The sequence below is a fragment of the Pseudomonas sp. L5B5 genome (assembly GCF_020520285.1).
GTDB lineage: Bacteria > Pseudomonadota > Gammaproteobacteria > Pseudomonadales > Pseudomonadaceae > Aquipseudomonas.
In genome coordinates, this window is sequence record NZ_CP084742.1 from 4829765 (window position 1) to 4847492 (window position 17728).

At 61.0% G+C, this 17728-nt stretch carries 12 protein-coding genes; 3 read left to right on the plus strand and 9 right to left on the minus strand.

Going from position 1 to position 17728, the window contains the following annotated elements; translation table 11 throughout:
• Positions 1-10: 10 nt before the first annotated feature.
• From LGQ10_RS22060 to rpsU, 4 genes are all read right to left on the minus strand, one after another.
• On the minus strand, positions 11-3754 hold the full coding sequence (locus tag LGQ10_RS22060) for a bifunctional diguanylate cyclase/phosphodiesterase (RefSeq protein ID WP_226523201.1): 3744 nt from the start codon (positions 3752-3754) through the stop codon (positions 11-13).
• 108 nt (positions 3755-3862) lie between these two features.
• Positions 3863-5710 (minus strand): RNA polymerase sigma factor RpoD, encoded by a 1848-nt coding sequence (rpoD, locus tag LGQ10_RS22065; protein ID WP_058435084.1) that lies wholly within the window; start codon positions 5708-5710, stop codon positions 3863-3865.
• A 67-nt stretch (positions 5711-5777) separates the two neighbouring features.
• Positions 5778-7751, minus strand: coding sequence for a DNA primase (dnaG, locus tag LGQ10_RS22070; protein ID WP_226523202.1), 1974 nt, complete (start codon positions 7749-7751; stop codon positions 5778-5780).
• Positions 7752-8233: 482 nt separating this feature from the next.
• Positions 8234-8449, minus strand: coding sequence for a 30S ribosomal protein S21 (rpsU, locus tag LGQ10_RS22075; protein ID WP_002551877.1), 216 nt, complete (start codon positions 8447-8449; stop codon positions 8234-8236).
• A gap of 200 nt (positions 8450-8649) precedes the next feature.
• Between rpsU and tsaD the strand changes: the two genes are divergently transcribed.
• Positions 8650-9675, plus strand: coding sequence for a tRNA (adenosine(37)-N6)-threonylcarbamoyltransferase complex transferase subunit TsaD (gene tsaD, locus LGQ10_RS22080; RefSeq protein ID WP_226523203.1), 1026 nt, complete (start codon positions 8650-8652; stop codon positions 9673-9675).
• Positions 9676-9721: 46 nt separating this feature from the next.
• Here the strand turns inward: tsaD and plsY are convergent, their stop codons facing one another.
• Positions 9722-10291, minus strand: a complete 570-nt coding sequence (gene plsY, locus LGQ10_RS22085) for a glycerol-3-phosphate 1-O-acyltransferase PlsY (RefSeq protein ID WP_058435086.1) — start codon at positions 10289-10291, stop codon at positions 9722-9724.
• A 74-nt stretch (positions 10292-10365) separates the two neighbouring features.
• Here plsY and folB point away from each other — a divergent pair, with 74 nt between their 5' ends.
• Positions 10366-10719, plus strand: a complete 354-nt coding sequence (gene folB / locus LGQ10_RS22090) for a dihydroneopterin aldolase (RefSeq protein WP_058435087.1) — start codon at positions 10366-10368, stop codon at positions 10717-10719.
• Positions 10710-11225, plus strand: coding sequence for a 2-amino-4-hydroxy-6-hydroxymethyldihydropteridine diphosphokinase (gene folK / locus LGQ10_RS22095; protein WP_226523204.1), 516 nt, complete (start codon positions 10710-10712; stop codon positions 11223-11225). Before folB ends, folK begins: the two co-directional genes overlap by 10 nt.
• Positions 11226-11267: 42 nt before the next feature.
• Here folK and LGQ10_RS22100 read toward each other — a convergent pair whose 3' ends face one another.
• The 4 genes from LGQ10_RS22100 to LGQ10_RS22115 all read right to left on the minus strand — a co-directional run bounded on the left by LGQ10_RS22100 (position 11268) and on the right by LGQ10_RS22115 (position 17440).
• Positions 11268-12497 (minus strand): multifunctional CCA addition/repair protein, encoded by a 1230-nt coding sequence (locus tag LGQ10_RS22100; RefSeq protein ID WP_226523205.1) that lies wholly within the window; start codon positions 12495-12497, stop codon positions 11268-11270.
• 65 nt (positions 12498-12562) lie between these two features.
• A complete protein-coding gene (locus LGQ10_RS22105) occupies positions 12563-14125 on the minus strand; it encodes a SpoVR family protein (RefSeq protein ID WP_058433657.1) in 1563 nt (520 codons plus the stop codon).
• The gene (locus LGQ10_RS22110; protein WP_058433658.1) at positions 14122-15396 is read right to left on the minus strand and encodes a YeaH/YhbH family protein; all 1275 of its coding nucleotides are present in this window, start codon (positions 15394-15396) and stop codon (positions 14122-14124) included. Before LGQ10_RS22110 ends, LGQ10_RS22105 begins: the two co-directional genes overlap by 4 nt.
• A gap of 121 nt (positions 15397-15517) precedes the next feature.
• Positions 15518-17440 carry a PrkA family serine protein kinase gene (locus LGQ10_RS22115; RefSeq protein ID WP_058433659.1) on the minus strand — a complete coding sequence of 641 codons (1923 nt, stop codon included), beginning with the start codon at positions 17438-17440 and terminating at the stop codon, positions 15518-15520.
• Between the last annotated feature and the right edge of the window lie 288 nt (positions 17441-17728).

Here is a 17728-nt window from a genome sequence, read left to right on the forward strand (position 1 = left end):
AGGCGGCGGATTATAACGATGGTTTCTCGGCTGTGCTATCCGAAAAGTCGGAAACGCGGATCTGCAGGAAGCGCGCGCAGAATTCCTCGGCTTCCAGCGGCAGGCTGACGATGTAGCCCTGGATCTGCTCGCAGCCTTCCAGTGCCAGGAAGGTCTGCTGTTCCTGGTTCTCCACGCCTTCGGCGATCACCGTGAACTGCATGCTGCGGCCCAGGGCGATGATGGCGCGTACGATCGCCACGTCGTGGGGGTCGTTCGGCAAGCCACGGACGAACGACTGGTCGATCTTGAGGAAGTCCAGCGGCAGGCGCTTGAGGTAGCTCAGGGAGGAGTAGCCCGTGCCGAAGTCGTCGATGGCCAGTTGCACGCCCAGGTGCTTGAGTTGGTGCAGCACTTCCAGTGCCTCCTCGGCCTGGCTCATGATGAAGTTCTCGGTGATTTCCAGCTGCAGCAGTCCGGGCTGCAGGTTGTAGTCATGCAGCAGCTGTTCGATGCGCCCCAGCAGGTTGGGCTGGCGCAACTGGGCACCGGCGAGGTTTACCGACAGGGGGCCGAAGCTTTCGTAGTGCTGGTTCCAGTGGTGTAGGTGCTGGCAGGCCTGTTCCAGAACCCAGTCGCCGATCGGCAGGATCATGCCGTTCTCCTCGGCCAGCGGGATGAAGTGTTCCGGCGGGACCTCGCCGAAGCTGGGGTGACGCCAGCGGATCAAGGCTTCGGCGCCCACCAGCTGGTGGTTGTCGAGGCTGATCTTGGGCTGGAAATACAGGGCCAGTTCGTTGCGCTCGATGGCTCGCCGCAGTTCATGCTCCAGGGCCACGCGTTCGCTGGCCTGGGAGGTCAGGTCGCGGGTGTAGCGTTCCACGCGGTTGCGGCCCTTGGCCTTGGAGCGATACATGGCGGCATCGGCGTTCTTGATCAGGGTGGCGACGTCGCAACCGTCCTTGGGGTACAGGCTGGTGCCGATGCTGGCGCTGATGAAAAACTCGTGTTCGCCTGCCTGGAAGGGGGCGTTGAAGCAGTTCAGCAGCTTGCCGGCGATGTAGTCGGCGTCGCTGGCCTGGTGCAGGCCGGGAAGCAGGATGATGAACTCGTCCCCGCCCAGCCGGGCCACGGTATCGATATCGCGCAGTTGCTCCTTGAGGCGTACGGCGATGCCCTTGAGCAGCAGATCGCCGACAGGGTGGCCCAGGCTGTCGTTGATGTGCTTGAAGCGATCCAGGTCGAGGAACAGCACTGCGCCCTGGCCTCCGTTGTCCTGCTGGCTGTTGAGTGCCGCCAGCAGCCGGCTTTCGAACAGGGTGCGGTTGGGCAAGCCGGTCAGCGGGTCGTGGTGGGCCTGGTAGTCGAGCCGGGCCTGGGCATGCTTGAGGCTGGAGATGTCGGCGAACACCGCGACGAAGTGAGTGGTCTGGTGCTCGCGGTTGCGTACGGCGTTGATCGTCAGCCAGTTGGGGTAGAGCTCGCCATTCTTGCGGCGGTTGGAAATCTCGCCCTGCCAGTGCCCTTCCTGGGTCAACTGGTGCCACATCGCCGCGTAGAAGGCGCTGTCGTGCAGCCCGGATGCGAGCAGGCGCGGGGTGTGTCCCAGGGCCTCGCTCTCGCTGTAGCCGGTGATTTCGCTGAAGGCGCGATTGACCGCGCTGATGCGCTGTTGGGTGTCGGTGATCATCACGCCTTCGGCGGTACTTTCGAACACGGTGGCGGCCTGTTGCAGTTTTTCCTGCATCAGATGGCGGTCGGTGATGTCCCGGGCAATGGTCAGCATGCAGTCGTCTTCGCCAATGGGCAGCGGTCGGCTGGAAAGTTCGCAAAGGCGGATCTGGCCATCGCTGCGGCGGATATGACAGGTGAAGTCCCGGACGAAACCATCACGTTGCAGCAGGTCGAGCAATTGCTTGCGTTCATTGAGGTTGACCCAGATTCCCAGGTCAAGGGTCGAGCGGTCCAGGGACATGGCGCTGTTGAAGCCAGTGAGGCGGCTGAAGCCTTCGTTGACCTCGAGCAGCAGGCCATCGCGCTGGCGGCTCAGTAGCAAGCCGTCCGGCGAGGCATGGAAGGCCTTGGCGAACTTTTCCTCGGAGGTCTGCAGTTGTTGCTGGGTCTCCTTGAGTTGACTGATGTCCCGCACTACCACGACCAGCGCCGGGGTGGTGTCGAGGTCGAAGGGTTCGGCGGAAATAAGGCCGGTGAACAGCTGGCCGGTGTGGCGCCGGAAGGGCATTTCCAGGTTGCGGATGCTGCCGGCCTGCAAGCGTTGCAGTAGGCTGGGGCCGACCCCGGGGATGCCCCAGATGTTGAGATGGGTGGCGGTCTGGCCTATGACCTCGGCGGCGCTCAGGCCGATCTGCTCTTCGAAGGCCTTGTTGACCTCCAGCAGGCAACCGTCGGACAGGCGGGCAATGACCAGGATATCCGGGCATTGCTGGAACACCGAGGCGAACTTCTGCTCGGACAGGCGCAGGGCCTCCTCGGTGTGCTTGGCCTCGCTGATGTCGATCATCAGGCCGCGCATCACCGGTTCGTGGCCGTGCTCGATCAGGCTGACGATGTCGCGGACCCAGAGGCAGCGACCGTCCGCAGTGATCACTCGGTAGTCGAGGCTGTGATCGCGCCCCGCCTCGAGTTCGTGCTCGCAGAACGCCTGGGCGCGGGTCAGGTCGGCGGGGTGGATGATGTTGCGCCAGAAGCCGGGAATCAGCCAGTGGGCCAGGGGATATCCCAGCAACGGCTCGGCGTGGGGCGAGACGTAGCTGTAGGTGAAGTCACTGACGCTGGCTTCCCAGGCGATCGCCGAGAGGCTCTCCACCAGGCTGCGGTAGTGGTATTCGCTGCTGCGCAGTTCCTGTTCCAGGGCCACCCGGCGAGATATTTCCGAACTCAGGCGGCGATTGATGCGGATGACCACGGCGAGCACGGTGATCAGCAGCAGCAGGCCTGGCAGGCCATAGACCAGCACATCCAGCCAGAACATCCGGTGATCGAGCACGCTGCCCACCCAGCGCTGCTGGATGGTGTTGATTTCCTCGGAGCTGAGATCGGCCAGGACCTTGTCGATGATGCCCACCAGGACCTTGTTGTCCTGCGGTACGCCCATTGCCAGCTGGTAGCGATAGGGGGTTTCGCCACTGACATAGAGACCGTCGAGCTTGAGTTGACGCAGGCTCCAGACGCTGGAGGCGAGGTCGCCGACCACGGCGTCCACTTCATCGGTGGCCAGGGCTTGCAGGGCCGAGCTGACGTTGGGCATGGCCACCAGGTTCAGGTCCGGGTGATGGGAGCGCAGCAGTTCGTGAGGTGCGTAGTTTTCCACCACGGCGATCTTGAGGCCGTAGAGATCATTGAGGTTGCGGGGCTGGGCCCCCCCTTTATGGGCCAGGATCACGATGGGAAAGTCGAGGTAGGGCCGGGTGAAGGCCATGTAGCTCTGGCGTTCGGGGGTCGACATGATCCCCGGCAACAGGTCCAGCTTGCCTTGTCGGGCGTCTTCGAGCACGGCGGTCCAGCTGGCGGGTTCCACGGGCTTGAGGCTGATTGACAGGCGTTCCTGGATCAGCTGGATGTAGTCCGCCGCCAGGCCCTGGTAGCGGCCTTCCTCGTCTCGGTATTCGAAGGGTGGCCAGGAGGCATCAATGCCCAGGCGCAGTTCCGGGTGGGACTTGAGCCAGCTACGTTCTTCGTCGGTGAGAGTCAGTGCGCCAGCCGTTGCGGTCCAGGTAAGTAGCGCCAGTAGAAGCATGGCCGACAGTCTGGGCATAACCGTCTCGTTGTGGGGAACGGGAGAATGCTTCGAGTGTAGACGGGGTATGAGCGCAGGGAGGAACTGCAAAAAGCAAAACCCCCAGCAGGGCTGGGGGTCTTGGTGTTACTCGTCGAGGAAGGAGCGCAGATGCTCGCTTCGCGTCGGGTGGCGCAGCTTGCGCAGCGCCTTGGCTTCGATCTGACGGATCCGCTCGCGGGTCACGTCAAACTGCTTGCCGACTTCCTCGAGGGTGTGGTCGGTGTTCATGTCAATGCCGAAACGCATGCGCAGGACCTTGGCTTCACGAGCAGTGAGGCCGGACAGTACTTCGCGAGTCGCTTCTTTCAGGCTCTCAACGGTGGCAACATCGATTGGCGACTGCATGGTCGAGTCTTCGATGAAGTCGCCCAGATGGGAGTCTTCGTCATCACCGATCGGGGTTTCCATGGAGATCGGCTCTTTGGCGATCTTCAATACCTTGCGGATCTTGTCCTCAGGCATTTCCATGCGTTCGCCCAGCTCTTCCGGAGTCGGTTCGCGACCCATTTCCTGCAGCATCTGCCGGGAAATACGGTTGAGCTTGTTGATCGTCTCGATCATGTGCACCGGAATACGGATGGTGCGAGCCTGGTCGGCGATCGAACGGGTGATCGCCTGGCGAATCCACCAGGTGGCGTAGGTCGAGAACTTGTAGCCACGACGGTATTCGAACTTGTCCACCGCTTTCATCAAGCCGATGTTGCCTTCCTGGATCAGATCGAGGAATTGCAGGCCACGGTTGGTGTACTTCTTGGCGATGGAGATCACCAGACGCAGGTTCGCTTCAACCATCTCTTTCTTCGCACGACGGGCCTTGGCCTCGCCGATGGACATGCGACGGTTGATGTCCTTGATCTCGAGGATCTTCAGGCCGGTCTCGGCTTCAAGGGCGGTCAGCTTCTGCTGGCAACGAATGATGTCCGGCTGCAGGCGAGCGATGGCCTCGGCATACTTGCTCTTGCCTTTGGCCAGGGCGTCGGTCCAGCTTTCGTCCACTTCGTTGCCCGGGAACTGGCGCAGGAAGTCGGCACGCGGCATGCGGGCATCACGCACGCACAGCTGCATGATGGCGCGCTCTTGCTGACGCAGGCGATCCAGGGCACTGCGTACACGCTCGACCAGGCCCTCGAACTGCTTGGGCACCAGCTTGATCGGCATGAACAGCTCGGCCAGGGCCAGCATCTCGGCAATGGACTGCTTGTTCTCGCGACCGTGCTTCTTCAACGCCTTGCGGGTGACTTCCAGCTGGTCGGCCACTGCGCCGAAGCGCTGGGCTGCGACGATCGGATCCGGACCGCTTTCGGTTTCTTCCTCGTCGTCGGACGATTCACCGTCCTCTTCCTCGCTGTCGTCATCCTCTTTCGCCGACTTGCTGTCGACAGGCGGTGGTATCTCGGCGGCAGGCGGCGTGATGCCGTCGTCCGGATCGATGTAACCGCTGAGAACATCAGACAGGCGACCACCTTCGGTGGTGACGCGAGCGTATTCGGAGAGGATGTGTTCCACCGTGCCAGGGAAGTGCGCAATAGCGCCCATCACTTCACGGATACCCTCTTCGATGCGTTTGGCGATTTCGATTTCGCCTTCACGAGTGAGCAGCTCTACCGTACCCATCTCGCGCATGTACATGCGCACTGGGTCGGTAGTGCGACCAATGTCGGTTTCCACAGCCGCCAACGCTGCGGCGGCTTCTTCAGCTGCTGCTTCGTCGGTATCGGCTTCGGCCAACAAAAGGGCATCCGCATCCGGAGCACTCTCGAATACGTTGATCCCCATGTCGTTGATCATGCGGATGATGTCTTCCACCTGTTCCGGATCTGAAATATCCTCCGGCAGGTGGTCGTTGACCTCCGCGTAAGTCAGGTAACCCTGCTCACGTCCACGGCTGATCAACTCTTTGAGGCGAGACTGCTGTTGCGCTTTTCCGGACATAACACCCTATCCACTGAAGGTCTTGGCGGGCAAAAAACAAGCCGAGGATTATACCCGAGCTATGACCTCACGCGCCAGTTGAGGTCGGGTTTGATGCGGGAACATTGCGTTTTAGAAGCTCCACCAGCTGTTTTTTCTCTTCGCTGTTGAGCTCGCTTTGACGCGATTTCCTGAGAAGTTGCTCTAAAACACGCTCGCGTTGGCGAGCCGACAAGCTGTTAATGGTGTCGAAAAATTGTTGTTCAAGGTTATCTCCGTCGATCAGCCACTCTTTTTCTGCCAGTGCAGTGAGCAGATTCCCTTGCTGGGTACCGTGCCAGCGCGCCATCAGCTGATGAATAGAGCGTAGCTTAGGATTTTTCTGCACGGCTTCGATCAGGGCCACCAGCAGCTGGGTGTTAGTGTTGTCGTCATCGGCAAAGTGCCCGGCATCTTCAACTTTTTCTGCCAGTTGCGGGTGATGCAGCAAGGTTCGCAGGGCCGACAGGGTAGGTGGTTCCACTGCCGCGGGAATGCGTGGCGCTCGCGGCTGGTCGCGGTCCCCCTGGCGTTTGCCCTTGCCATTCTTGTCCCATGGCTTGTTTTCCCATTTCTTGCCGCCGCCCTGCTTCTTCGGCGTCCACTCCTGTTGGGGGGCGTAGGCTTCCTGGTGGGGCTCGTGGTAGTCGACGTAGTCCGGCATGCCGTCATAGTCGATGCCGGCGTCATAGACCGGTGGTGCTTGCGGTGCTGGATTGTGCGCCAGCTGGTTGACCGTTTCATTGCTCAGGCCGGTGATCTCGGTGAGGCGCTGGCGCATCAGTATCCGCAAGTTGGCGCCCGGAATCTTCTCGATCAATGGTGCGGCAAGCGTTGCAAGGTGGGCCTTGCCCTCCAGTGAGCGCGGGTCTGCTTCCTCGATCAGTTGCTGGAAGAAGTAGTCGGCCAGGGGTTGTGCGTGCTGGTTGATCCGGGCTCGGAAGGCGTCGGTGCCTTCCGAGCGAACCAGGGTATCCGGATCTTCCCCTTCCGGGAGGAACAGGAAGCGTGCGCGGCGTCCGTCCTGTAATGAGCCCAGGGTGGATTCCAGTGCGCGCCAGGCGGCCTTGCGACCGGCCTGGTCGCCATCAAAGCAGAACAGCACGCTGGGTACTATGCGAAACAGGCGCTTGAGGTGTTCTTCGCTGGTTGCGGTGCCCAGGGTCGCGACCGCGTTGCGCAGGCCTTGCTGGGCGAGGGCAATCACGTCCATGTAACCCTCGACGACGATGATTTCCTCGAGGTTGCGATTGTTCTTGCGTGCCTCGAACAGGCCGTAGAGCTCCTGCCCCTTGTGGAAGACCGGGGTCTCCGGGGAGTTCAGGTACTTGGGCTTGTCGTCGCCCAGGACTCGGCCGCCGAAGGCGATGATCCGGCCCCGACTGTCGCGGATCGGAAACATCACGCGGTCGCGGAAGCGGTCGTAACGCTTGCCGGTCTCGGCATTCTCTATCAGCAGGCCGGCGTCGATCATGGCCTTTTGCTGCAGCGTGTCGCTGCTCAGGTGCTTGAACAGGTTGTCCCAGCCGGGTGGAGCGAACCCCAGGCCAAAATCCCGGGCGATCTCGCCGGTGAGACCGCGCCCCTTGAGGTAATCCACGGCTGCCCTGCGGGCAGGATGGTTCTTCAAGGCCTGGCGGTAGTAGTCGGCGGCTGCGGTGAGCAGTGGATACAGTGGCGAGTCGGTGGGCTGGCGGGGCTTGCGCTGGCCGCGCCCACTTTCTTCACGGGGGATCTCCATGCCGGCTGCCTTCGCCAGTTCCTCCACAGCCTGGGGAAAGTCCAGGTTGTCGTGGTCCATGATGAAGCCAAGGGCATTGCCGCCGGCGCCGCAGCCGAAGCAGTAATAGAACTGCTTGTCGGGACTGACGCTGAACGAGGGGGTCTTTTCCTTGTGAAACGGGCAGCAGGCAGTGTAGTTCTTGCCGGCTTTCTTGATCTGCAGGCGCGAGCTGACGACATCGACGATGTCGGTGCGGTTCAGAAGGTCGTCAATAAAGCTCTGGGGAATGAGCCCGGCCATGGCGTTCTCGTCATCACTGCGCGGAAAAATAGCCCTGGCGATGCAGTCGAAGGGACCGGGGTGGCGAGGCGTGTGGAGTGCGCGGCTCGATCCAGGGGTTCGGCGTGATCGCAGTCGGGAAGTGTATCTGCCGATTGTCCACTGACGTTAGTTTCAATCAGTGTTCGGCTATCTGAAAGGTGTTGCGTCGAGTCCGGCAGTGGCCATCGAGAAGGCCTGGGCAGCTCATTGGGCGGGTCTCCAGGAGGACGCCTTGGGCTGGTAATCTGCAGGAATCGGTAAAGGGTGTGCTCGTCAGTAGCCTTGAAAGGCTCGTCAGAAAAGACGTGCACCGCTGGCAGTAGCCAGGTCTGACGTGGTGAAGCAGGTTTGTCTGGGTCGCCAGGGCGACTTCGACGGTGAAGCATCAAGCGTGATCCGCAAATGCCATTAGCCCGGCGGAAGGCCGGGCTTGGCAGAAGCTTGCAGCGAACGTCTGTGTATTAGTACAGGCGTACGGCGCGGCGCTGTTCGCGCTGAACTTTCTTGGCGTGACGCTTAACAGCAGCTGCTGCTTTGCGCTTACGCTCGGAAGTCGGCTTCTCATAAAATTCGCGGCTACGAACTTCAGCCAGAACACCGGCTTTTTCGCAGGAGCGCTTGAAACGACGCAGAGCTACGTCGAAGGGTTCGTTCTCTTTAACTTTGACGGCTGGCATCCAGAGCTACCTTCATTCATTACCGGGGTCAACGTTCTCCTCGCAAAAAGCGCGGTTGAGATCGTCGGTTTTTAAGGGTTGCGGATGTTAACCCCTCAAGGCCAGGAATGCAAAGCCTCTGATCGAAAACCGCTGGTCGGGCGCGGGAGTGGCGACTATCATGCGCGCCTTCGAATTCAGCCTCTACAAGGCGCAAACCCATGTTAGTACTGGGATTAGAAACTTCCTGCGACGAAACCGGCGTCGCGCTCTACGACAGTGAGCGGGGCCTGCTGGCCGACGCGCTGTTCAGCCAGATCGACCTGCATCGCGTCTATGGAGGCGTGGTGCCGGAGCTGGCTTCGCGTGATCACGTCAAGCGCATGCTGCCGTTGATCCGCCAGGTCCTGGCGCAGGCCGACTGCGTACCCACCGAGATCGACGCGATCGCCTATACCGCCGGCCCCGGCCTGGTGGGCGCCTTGCTGGTGGGGGCCTCCTGCGCCCAGGCGCTGGCGTTTGCCTGGGGTATCCCGGCCCTGGGAGTGCATCACATGGAGGGGCACCTGCTGGCGCCGATGCTGGAAGCCCAGCCACCCCAGTTCCCGTTCGTCGCCTTGCTGGTTTCCGGTGGTCATACCCAGTTGGTCCGGGTCGATGGCATCGGCAAGTACGAACTGCTGGGCGAGAGCCTGGACGATGCGGCCGGGGAAGCATTCGACAAGACCGCCAAGATGATCGGCCTGAATTATCCGGGGGGGCCTGAAATCGCCCGCCTGGCGACCCAGGGGGTGCCGGGGCGCTTCGTCTTTCCGCGGCCGATGACTGATCGCCCGGGGCTGGAGTTCAGCTTCAGTGGCCTGAAGACCTCCGCCTTGAACACCTGGCAGCAGTGTGTCCGCGCTGGAGACGACGGCGAGCAAACCCGCTGCGACATCTCCCTCGCGTTCCAGCAGGCGGTGGTGGACACTCTGACCGTCAAGTGCAAACGTGCCTTGAAGCAGACGGGCCTCAAGAGCCTGGTGATTGCCGGTGGCGTGAGTGCGAACAAGTCCCTGCGGGCATCCCTGGAGAACATGCTGGGCCAGATGAATGGCAACGTGTTCTACGCCCGTCCCGAGTTCTGCACCGACAACGGGGCGATGATTGCCTTCGCAGGGTGCCAGCGGCTGCTGGCTGGGCAGCAGGAAAGCCTGGCGATCAGTGTCCAGGCACGCTGGCCGATGGAGCAGCTGTCAGCCATTTGATGACGCTGCGGCAGGTCGCAAGCTGAAGCTTTTTCATTGGCCGGATTCAGAAATGCCGTTCGCGCCCGGCGAACAGGTCGCGTAGATTGCCGCGATGGCGCCAGACGATCAGCAGCGTGAGCACGCTCATCGGCAAGAGCGCCTCGGGTTCCTGCCAGGCCAGCAACGGCAGGGTCAGGGGCGTGGCGATCAGCGCCGCCAGTGAACTGGTACGTGTGAGGTAGAAAGTCAGGACCCAGGCGGCAATCGCCAGCAGTGCAGCGGGGGGGTACAACCCCAGCAGCATGCCGGCCGCGGTGGCGACACCCTTGCCACCACGAAAGCGAAAATACAGCGGGAACAGGTGTCCGAGCACGGCGTAGAGCCCGACCCAGGCCTGCTCTTGAAGGGAAAGCCCCGCGAGGTCGGCGATCAGCACAGGCACCAGGCCTTTGCACAGATCTCCCAACAGGGTCAGGATGGCGAGCCTCTTGCCGGCCAGGCGCAGCATGTTGGTAGCACCAGCATTGCCGGAGCCGCTCATGCGCGGGTCGGGATTGCCCGTCAGGCGGCTGAGCAGGATGGCGAAGGACAGAGAGCCGAGCAGGTAGGCGAGAATCGCCAGTAACCAAAACATGCTAACTATTCCGGGCGAGGACGCCCTGATTCTAACGGCGCATTGCGCCCTTGTCGTGCTGCGGAGAAGAGTGCTTGGACAGAGTGTTTATCGAAGGGCTGGAAGTGGACACCGTGATCGGCGCCTACGACTGGGAGCGAGGCATCCGACAGTGCCTGCGTCTTGACCTGAGCTTTGCCTGGGACAATCGTCCGGCCGCTGCCGGCGATGACCTGACCCTGGCACTGGACTATGCCAGTGTCTCGGCCCGGATCCAGGCATTTGCCGAACACGCCCAGTTCCAGTTGGTGGAAACCTTTGCCGAGCGCCTCGCCGAGGTGCTGATGAGCGAATTCAACATTCCCTGGCTGCACTTGAAGCTGACCAAGCCGGGCGCCGTATCGGCTGCCAAGGGCGTGGGTGTGGAGATCGAGCGCGGATGTCGCTGACTCAGGTATTCCTAGGGCTCGGTAGCAATATCGAGCGTGAGACCCACTTGCGGGCGGGGCTCGATGCGCTGGCCGGTTTCCTGGTGGACATGCGCTGTTCGGCGGTGTTCGAAAGCCAGCCGGTGGGCATCAAGAGCGGTCCGTTCTTCAACCTGGTGGTATCGGCCTTTACCGACCTGCCATTGATCGAGCTCGACCGGCGCCTGAAGTTCATCGAAGCGGACAATGGCCGTTATGCTCCAGATCGCAAAGGCCTGCCGCTGGACATCGACGTGCTGCTATACGGCGACCTGACCGGCAACTTCGATGGCTTGGTGCTACCCCGTGCGGAGATCCTGAAGAATGCCTTCGTGCTGTGGCCGTTGTCGCTGATGGCACCTGAACGGCTGCACCCGCTGGCCGGCAAGAGCCTGGGGGACCTCTGGCAAGAGGCGCGAATAGACCAGGTACTGGCCCCCGTCGCCTTCGAGTGGCGTGGTCAGCAGCTCACGCCGCCACAGCTCTAGACCGCTGCCTGGCGGACAAGGCCGGGCCTTGTCCGCCAGGCTTCAAGCGGTGTGCCGCTGCTTGTAGGCCTTGATCGCCTTCAGGCGCTCCAAGCGCAGCGCTTCACCCAGTTCAGGCCCCTTGAATCCCTGCTCCAGTAGCGGCTGCACTGCGACTGAGCGTGCCGCGCTGGCGGCACCCCGCAGGTAATCGGCCTGTGGATAAGGTCGCGACTCCAGGCCAAGGCGGCCGCGAGCATCCATTTCGCAGGCGGCGATGAACTCTTCGAAGCGCTGGGGGCGACGGAAGATATCGAAGTGCTGCAGCAACTCCAGCAGCGTCGAAGCCTTGAGCTCCTGTGCACGGTGGCCGTGGGTGTGGAACTGGCCCACCAGCAGGGCCAGTTCCTGGCATTCCCGGGGAGCCTTGAAGCGCTCGTTGACTGCCCTGATCAGATCGAGCCCGGCCTGCTCATGGCCGATATGCCGTGGCCACTGGTCCTCGGGCGTGGCGCCCTTGCCGAGATCGTGCAGCAGGCAGGCCCAGCGTACGCTCAGTGGTTGCTGATGCTGAGCCGCTTGGTGCAGGACGCTGAGTACGTGCAGGCCAGTGTCCACTTCCGGATGGTGGGCCGGGGGCTGGGGCACCCCGAACAGGGCGTCGACCTCCGGCATCAGTACTGCCAGGGCGCCGCAGTCGCGAAGCGCCTGGATGAACACCTGGGGCTGCTCTTCCATCAGGGCGCGGGAGATCTCCTTCCAGCTGCGTTCCGCTGTCAGGGCCTGCAACTCCCCTGACTGGCTGAGCTGGCGCATCAGTTCCAGCGTCTGCGGGGCCACGCTGAAGCCCAGTCCGGCGTAACGAGCGGCGAAGCGGGCAACTCTCAGTACCCGCAGGGGATCTTCGGCGAATGCCGGGGAAACGTGGCGCAACAAGCGATGTTCAAGGTCCTGCTGGCCCTGGTAGGGATCGGTGATCAAGCCCTGTTCATCCTCGGCCATGGCGTTGATGGTCAGGTCGCGACGAATCAGGTCTTCTTCCAGGGTGACCTCTGGGCTGGCGTGGAAGGTGAATCCGCCATAACCGCGCCCGCTCTTGCGTTCCGTCCGGGCCAGGGCATATTCCTCGCCACTTTTGGGGTGCAGGAACACCGGGAAGTCGGCACCCACCGGCCGAAAGCCCTGGTCGATCATTTCCTGTGCGCTGGAACCCACCACGACCCAGTCGATATCGGTGACCGGCCTGCCCAGCAAGCGATCCCGTACCGCACCACCGACTTTGTAAATCCGCATAAAAAACCTCCGTTAGCGCGACAGGATACCCCTTGTGTCGCGCCAACGGAGGCTTGTCGTCAGGCTCAGAGGTGGATCACCGCGAGGTCCAGTCGCCCGTAGTCATTTTCGTTGTTCTCGGTCCTGGGGGGGACATGGTGGGTCTTCATCAACTGGTCGCCCTGCAGGGTCTCGAGGTGAATATCGAAGCCCCAGAGGCGGTGCAGGTGCTTGAGCACTTCGTCGGTGGAATCACCCAGCGGTTTGCGGTCGTGTTGCTGGTGGCGCAGCGTCAGCGAACGGTCGCCGCGGCGATCGATGCTCCAGATCTGCACATTGGGTTCGCGATTGCCCAGGTTGTATTGCGCAGCCAGGGTCTCGCGAATGATGCGATAGCCGCTTTCGTCGTGGATGGCCGGGACCAGCAGGTCGTCCTTCTGGTCGTCATCCATGATGCTGAACAACTTGAGATCGCGAATCACCTTGGGCGAGAGGTACTGCAGGATGAAACTCTCGTCCTTGAAGCTGCTCATGGCGAACTTGATGCTCGACAACCAGTCGGTGCCGGCCAGTTCCGGGAACCAGCGGCGGTCCTCCTCGGTCGGTTCCTCGCACATGCGCCGGATGTCCCGGTACATGGCGAAGCCCAGGGCATAGGGGTTGATGCCGTTGTAGTAGGGGCTGTCGAAACCCGGCTGGAACACGACGCTGGTATGGGAGGCGAGAAACTCCATCATGAAGCCTTCGGTGACCAGGCCCTCGTCGTACAGGTCGTTCATCAGGGTGTAGTGCCAGAAGGTGGCCCAGCCTTCGTTCATCACCTGGGTCTGGCGTTGCGGGTAGAAGTACTGGGCGATCTTGCGCACGATGCGCACGATTTCCCGTTGCCAGGGTTCCAGCAGCGGGGCGTGCTTCTCGATGAAATAGAGAATGTTCTCCTGGGGTTCGGCGGGAAAACGCGCATTGTCCTTGTCGCTGAGCTTGTCAGCGCCCTTGGGGATGGTGCGCCACAGGTCGTTGATCTGCTTTTGCAGGTGCTCTTCGCGGTCCTTCTGCCGGCGCCGTTCCTCTTCCGCGGAGATTGGATAGGGCCGCTTGTAGCGGTCGACACCGTAGTTCATCAGGGCGTGGCAGGAGTCCAGCAGGTCTTCCACCGCGTCGATGCCGTGGCGTTCCTCGCATTGCATGATGTACTGCTTGGCGAACACCAGGTAGTCGATGATCGAGCTGGCATCGGTCCAGGTACGGAACAGGTAGTTGCCCTTGAAGAAGCTGTTGTGTCCGTAGCAGGCGTGTGCGACCACCAGGGCCTGCATGCAGATGGTGTTCTCCTCCATCAGGTAGGCGATGCAGGGATCGGAGTTGATGACGATCTCGTAGGCCAGGCCCATCTGGCCTCGGCTATAGGACTTCTCGGTGCTGAGGAAATGCTTGCCGTAGGACCAATGGTGATAACCCAGGGGCATGCCCACCGAAGCGTAGGCATCCATCATCTGTTCGGCGGTGATCACCTCGATCTGGTTGGGGTAGGTGTCCAGCGCATAGCGGGCCGCGATACGGCTGATTTCGCGGTCGTAGGCCTGGATCAGCTCGAAGGTCCATTCCGAGCCGGTGGAGATGGGCTGGCGTTTCTGCTCTCTGGAGGTCATGTCACTAACCTGCGCTGGAAGAGTTCACGGAAGACCGGATAGATGTCCCCGGCCGAAACCAGTTGTTGCTGGGCGAATGTGTCGGAAAACGCCTCGGCGATGCGTTCGTACTCGTACCACAAGGCCTGGTGTTCCCGAGGTGTGATCTCGACATAGGTGTAGTACTGCACGAACGGCATGATCTGGTTGATCAGGATATCGCGGCAGATGGGCGAGTCGTCATTCCAGTTGTCGCCATCGGAAGCCTGGGCAGCGTAGATGTTCCATTCATTGCTGGGGTAGCGCTCGGCCATGATCTCCTGCATCAGCTTCAGGGCGCTGGAGACGATGGTGCCGCCGGTTTCCCGCGAATAGAAGAATTCTTCCTCGTCCACTTCCCGTGCGCTGGTGTGGTGGCGGATGAACACGACGTCGATCTTGTCGTAGTTGCGCTTGAGGAACAGGTACAAAAGAATGAAGAAGCGCTTGGCGATGTCCTTGGTGGCCTGCGTCATGGAGCCGGAAACATCCATCAGGCAGAACATCACCGCCTTGGAGCTGGGATTGGGCTGTTTTACCAGCAGGTTGTACTTGAGGTCGAAGGTGTCGAGGAACGGCACACGGTGGATTCGTGCACTCAAGCGCTCGATTTCTATCTCGAGTTCCTGGATATCGCCAAAGTTGTCTGGTTCTTCGCGTTTCAGGCGCGCCAGTTCTTCCTTGGCTTCGCGCAGTTTGGCCCGGCTGCTGCCGGACAGCGCGATGCGCCGGGCATGGGCCGAGCGCAGGGTGCGGATGATGTTGATCCGCGCCGGATTGCCTTCGTTGCTGATCCCGGCGCGTACGGTCTTGAAGGTATCGGTACCGGTCAGGTTGCGCTTGACCAGGTTGGGCAGCTCCAGGTCCTCGAACATGAACTCGAGGAATTCTTCCTGGGTAATCTGGAAGACGAACTCGTCCATGCCTTCGCCGGAGTTGCCGGCCTTGCCGCGTCCGCCGCCCCCTCCACCGCCTCCTTGCGGCCTGGCGATATGCTCACCGGCGGTGAACTCCTTGTTGCCGGGATGGACCACGGTCTGCTTGCCACCACGGCCGTGGTGCAGGATCGGTTCGTCGATGTCGCGTCCGGGAATGCTGATCTGTTCGCCATGTTCCATGTCGGTGATGGAGCGGCGACTGACGGCTTCCTCGACGGCCTTCTTGATGTGGTCACGGTAACGCCGCAGGAACCGCTGGCGGTTCACCGTGCTCTTGTTCTTGCCGTTCAGGCGTCGGTCGATTACGTAGCTCATAGGCCCCTCCGGGGAGCTTCAAGTCGTAAGCCTCAAGCTGCAAGTGAAAGCGCCGTCAGATCCCCGAGTAGGGGCTCACGGCCTTTCTCCTGCAGCTTGTAGCTAGAAGCTTGCAGCTGCTTTACTGCGATTTCCTGACCCGCAGATACCATTCCGACAGCAGGCGTACTTGCTTGTCGGTGTAGCCACGCTCCACCATCCGGGTGACGAAGTCGTTGTGTTTCTGTTGATCCTCCTTGCTGGCCTTGGCGTTGAAGCTGATGACCGGCAACAGGTCCTCGGTGTTGGAGAACATTTTCTTCTCGATGACCACCCGCAGCTTCTCGTAGCTGAGCCAGGTGGGGTTCTTGCCGTTGTTGTTGGCGCGGGCGCGCAGCACGAAGTTGACGATCTCGTTGCGAAAGTCTTTCGGGTTGCTGATGCCCGCCGGTTTCTCGATCTTTTCCAGTTCTTCGTTGAGGGCTACGCGGTTGAGGATCTCGCCGGTTTCCGGGTCGCGGTATTCCTGATCCTGAATCCAGAAGTCCGCATACAGCACATAGCGGTCGAAGATGTTCTGGCCGTACTCGCTGTAGGATTCCAGGTAAGCGGTCTGGATCTCCTTGCCGATGAACTCGATATAGCGCGGTGCCAGGTATTCCTTGAGGAAGCGCAGGTAACGTTCGCGGGTTTCGGCCTGGAACTGCTCCTGTTCGATCTGCTGCTCCAATACATACAGCAGGTGCACCGGGTTGGCCGCCACCTCATGGGGATCGAAGTTGAAGACCTTGGACAGGATCTTGAAGGCAAAGCGGGTCGACAGGCCATTCATCCCCTCATCGACACCGGCGCTGTCACGGTACTCCTGGATCGACTTGGCCTTGGGATCGGTGTCCTTGAGGTTTTCCCCGTCGTAGACCCGCATCTTGGAATAGATGTTGGAGTTCTCCGGTTCCTTGAGGCGCGAGAGCACGGTGAACTGCGCGAGCATCTTCAGGGTGTCCGGGGCGCAATGGGCCTTGGCCAGGGAGCTGTTGAACAGCAGCTTGTCGTAGATCTTCACTTCATCGGTCACGCGCAGGCAGTACGGCACCTTGACGATATAGATCCGGTCGATGAAGGCCTCGTTGTTCTTGTTGTTGCGGAAGGTGTGCCACTCCGACTCGTTGGAGTGGGCCAGCAGGATACCGGTGAACGGAATCGCCCCCAGGCCCTCGGTGCTGTTGTAGTTGCCTTCCTGGGTAGCAGTCAGCAGTGGGTGCAGCACCTTGATCGGCGCCTTGAACATCTCGACGAATTCCATCAGGCCCTGGTTGGCCCGGCACAATGCCCCTGAATAGCTGTAGGCATCGGCGTCGTTCTGCGGGAATTCCTCGAGCTTGCGAATATCCACCTTGCCCACCAGGGCCGAGATGTCCTGGTTGTTCTCGTCGCCAGGTTCGGTCTTGGCCACGGCGATCTGGTTGAGGATCGACGGATACAGCTTCACTACCCGGAACTGGCTGATGTCACCGCCGAACTCCGACAGGCGCTTGGTGGCCCATGGCGACATGATGGTATTGAGGTAGCGCCGAGGAATGCCGAAGTCTTCCTCGAGGATGGCGCCATCTTCCGTGGCATTGAACAGCCCCAGGGGCGATTCGAAGACCGGCGATCCCTTGATGGCGTAGAAGGGCACTTTTTCGATCAGTTGCTTGAGCTTTTCGGCCAGGGAGGACTTGCCGCCGCCCACCGGGCCCAGGAGGTAGAGGATCTGTTTCTTCTCTTCCAGGCCCTGGGCGGCATGACGGAAATAGGAAACGATCTGGTCGATGCACTCCTCCATGCCATGGAAGTCTTCAAAGGCTGGATAGCGCCGGATCACCTTGTTGGAAAAAATTCGGGACAGCCTCGAATTGCTTGAGGTGTCCAGCAGTTCGGGCTCGCCGATAGCCAGCAACAGGCGTTCGGCGGCCGAGGCATAAGCGCTGCGGTCCTTCTTGCACAGTTCCAGGTATTCCTGCAGGGATAACTCTTCCTGGCGTGTGGACTCGAAGCGTTGTTGGAAGTGGCTAAAAATACTCATGACGTCACCTCGCTCGATACGTGGAGCCGGCCGCGGATCAGTCAGTCAAGTGCTGGCATGCAACTGATGAAATTCCAGTTGCTGTTGACCCCCCAGAACACTTTCAAAGCTATCGAGCTTGAAAGCTAGTACCGATGATCCGCTCGCCGGTGTACCGGCTCTCCCCTGATTTGGATGGCCTGTGGCTAAGGATAGTTCGGAATCGCACAGGTCAAGGCGAGATGACGGATTAGTTGCCGGATACCGTTCGTCTGGTGTTGCGTCAGCCCACGTAGTACGCGGGCTAGA

What these genes read in the sequence shown, in the direction of transcription:
- LGQ10_RS22060 (WP_226523201.1), bottom strand. Translation starts at nt 3,754, where the DNA reads ATGCCCAGACTGTCGGCCATGCTTCTACTGGCGCTACTTACCTGGACC.
- rpoD (WP_058435084.1), bottom strand. Translation starts at nt 5,710, where the DNA reads ATGTCCGGAAAAGCGCAACAGCAGTCTCGCCTCAAAGAGTTGATCAGC.
- dnaG (WP_226523202.1), bottom strand. Translation starts at nt 7,751, where the DNA reads ATGGCCGGGCTCATTCCCCAGAGCTTTATTGACGACCTTCTGAACCGC.
- rpsU (WP_002551877.1), bottom strand. Translation starts at nt 8,449, where the DNA reads ATGCCAGCCGTCAAAGTTAAAGAGAACGAACCCTTCGACGTAGCTCTG.
- tsaD (WP_226523203.1), top strand. Translation starts at nt 8,650, where the DNA reads ATGTTAGTACTGGGATTAGAAACTTCCTGCGACGAAACCGGCGTCGCG.
- plsY (WP_058435086.1), bottom strand. Translation starts at nt 10,291, where the DNA reads ATGTTTTGGTTACTGGCGATTCTCGCCTACCTGCTCGGCTCTCTGTCC.
- folK (WP_226523204.1), top strand. Translation starts at nt 10,710, where the DNA reads ATGTCGCTGACTCAGGTATTCCTAGGGCTCGGTAGCAATATCGAGCGT.
- LGQ10_RS22100 (WP_226523205.1), bottom strand. Translation starts at nt 12,497, where the DNA reads ATGCGGATTTACAAAGTCGGTGGTGCGGTACGGGATCGCTTGCTGGGC.
- LGQ10_RS22105 (WP_058433657.1), bottom strand. Translation starts at nt 14,125, where the DNA reads ATGACCTCCAGAGAGCAGAAACGCCAGCCCATCTCCACCGGCTCGGAA.
- LGQ10_RS22110 (WP_058433658.1), bottom strand. Translation starts at nt 15,396, where the DNA reads ATGAGCTACGTAATCGACCGACGCCTGAACGGCAAGAACAAGAGCACG.
- LGQ10_RS22115 (WP_058433659.1), bottom strand. Translation starts at nt 17,440, where the DNA reads ATGAGTATTTTTAGCCACTTCCAACAACGCTTCGAGTCCACACGCCAG.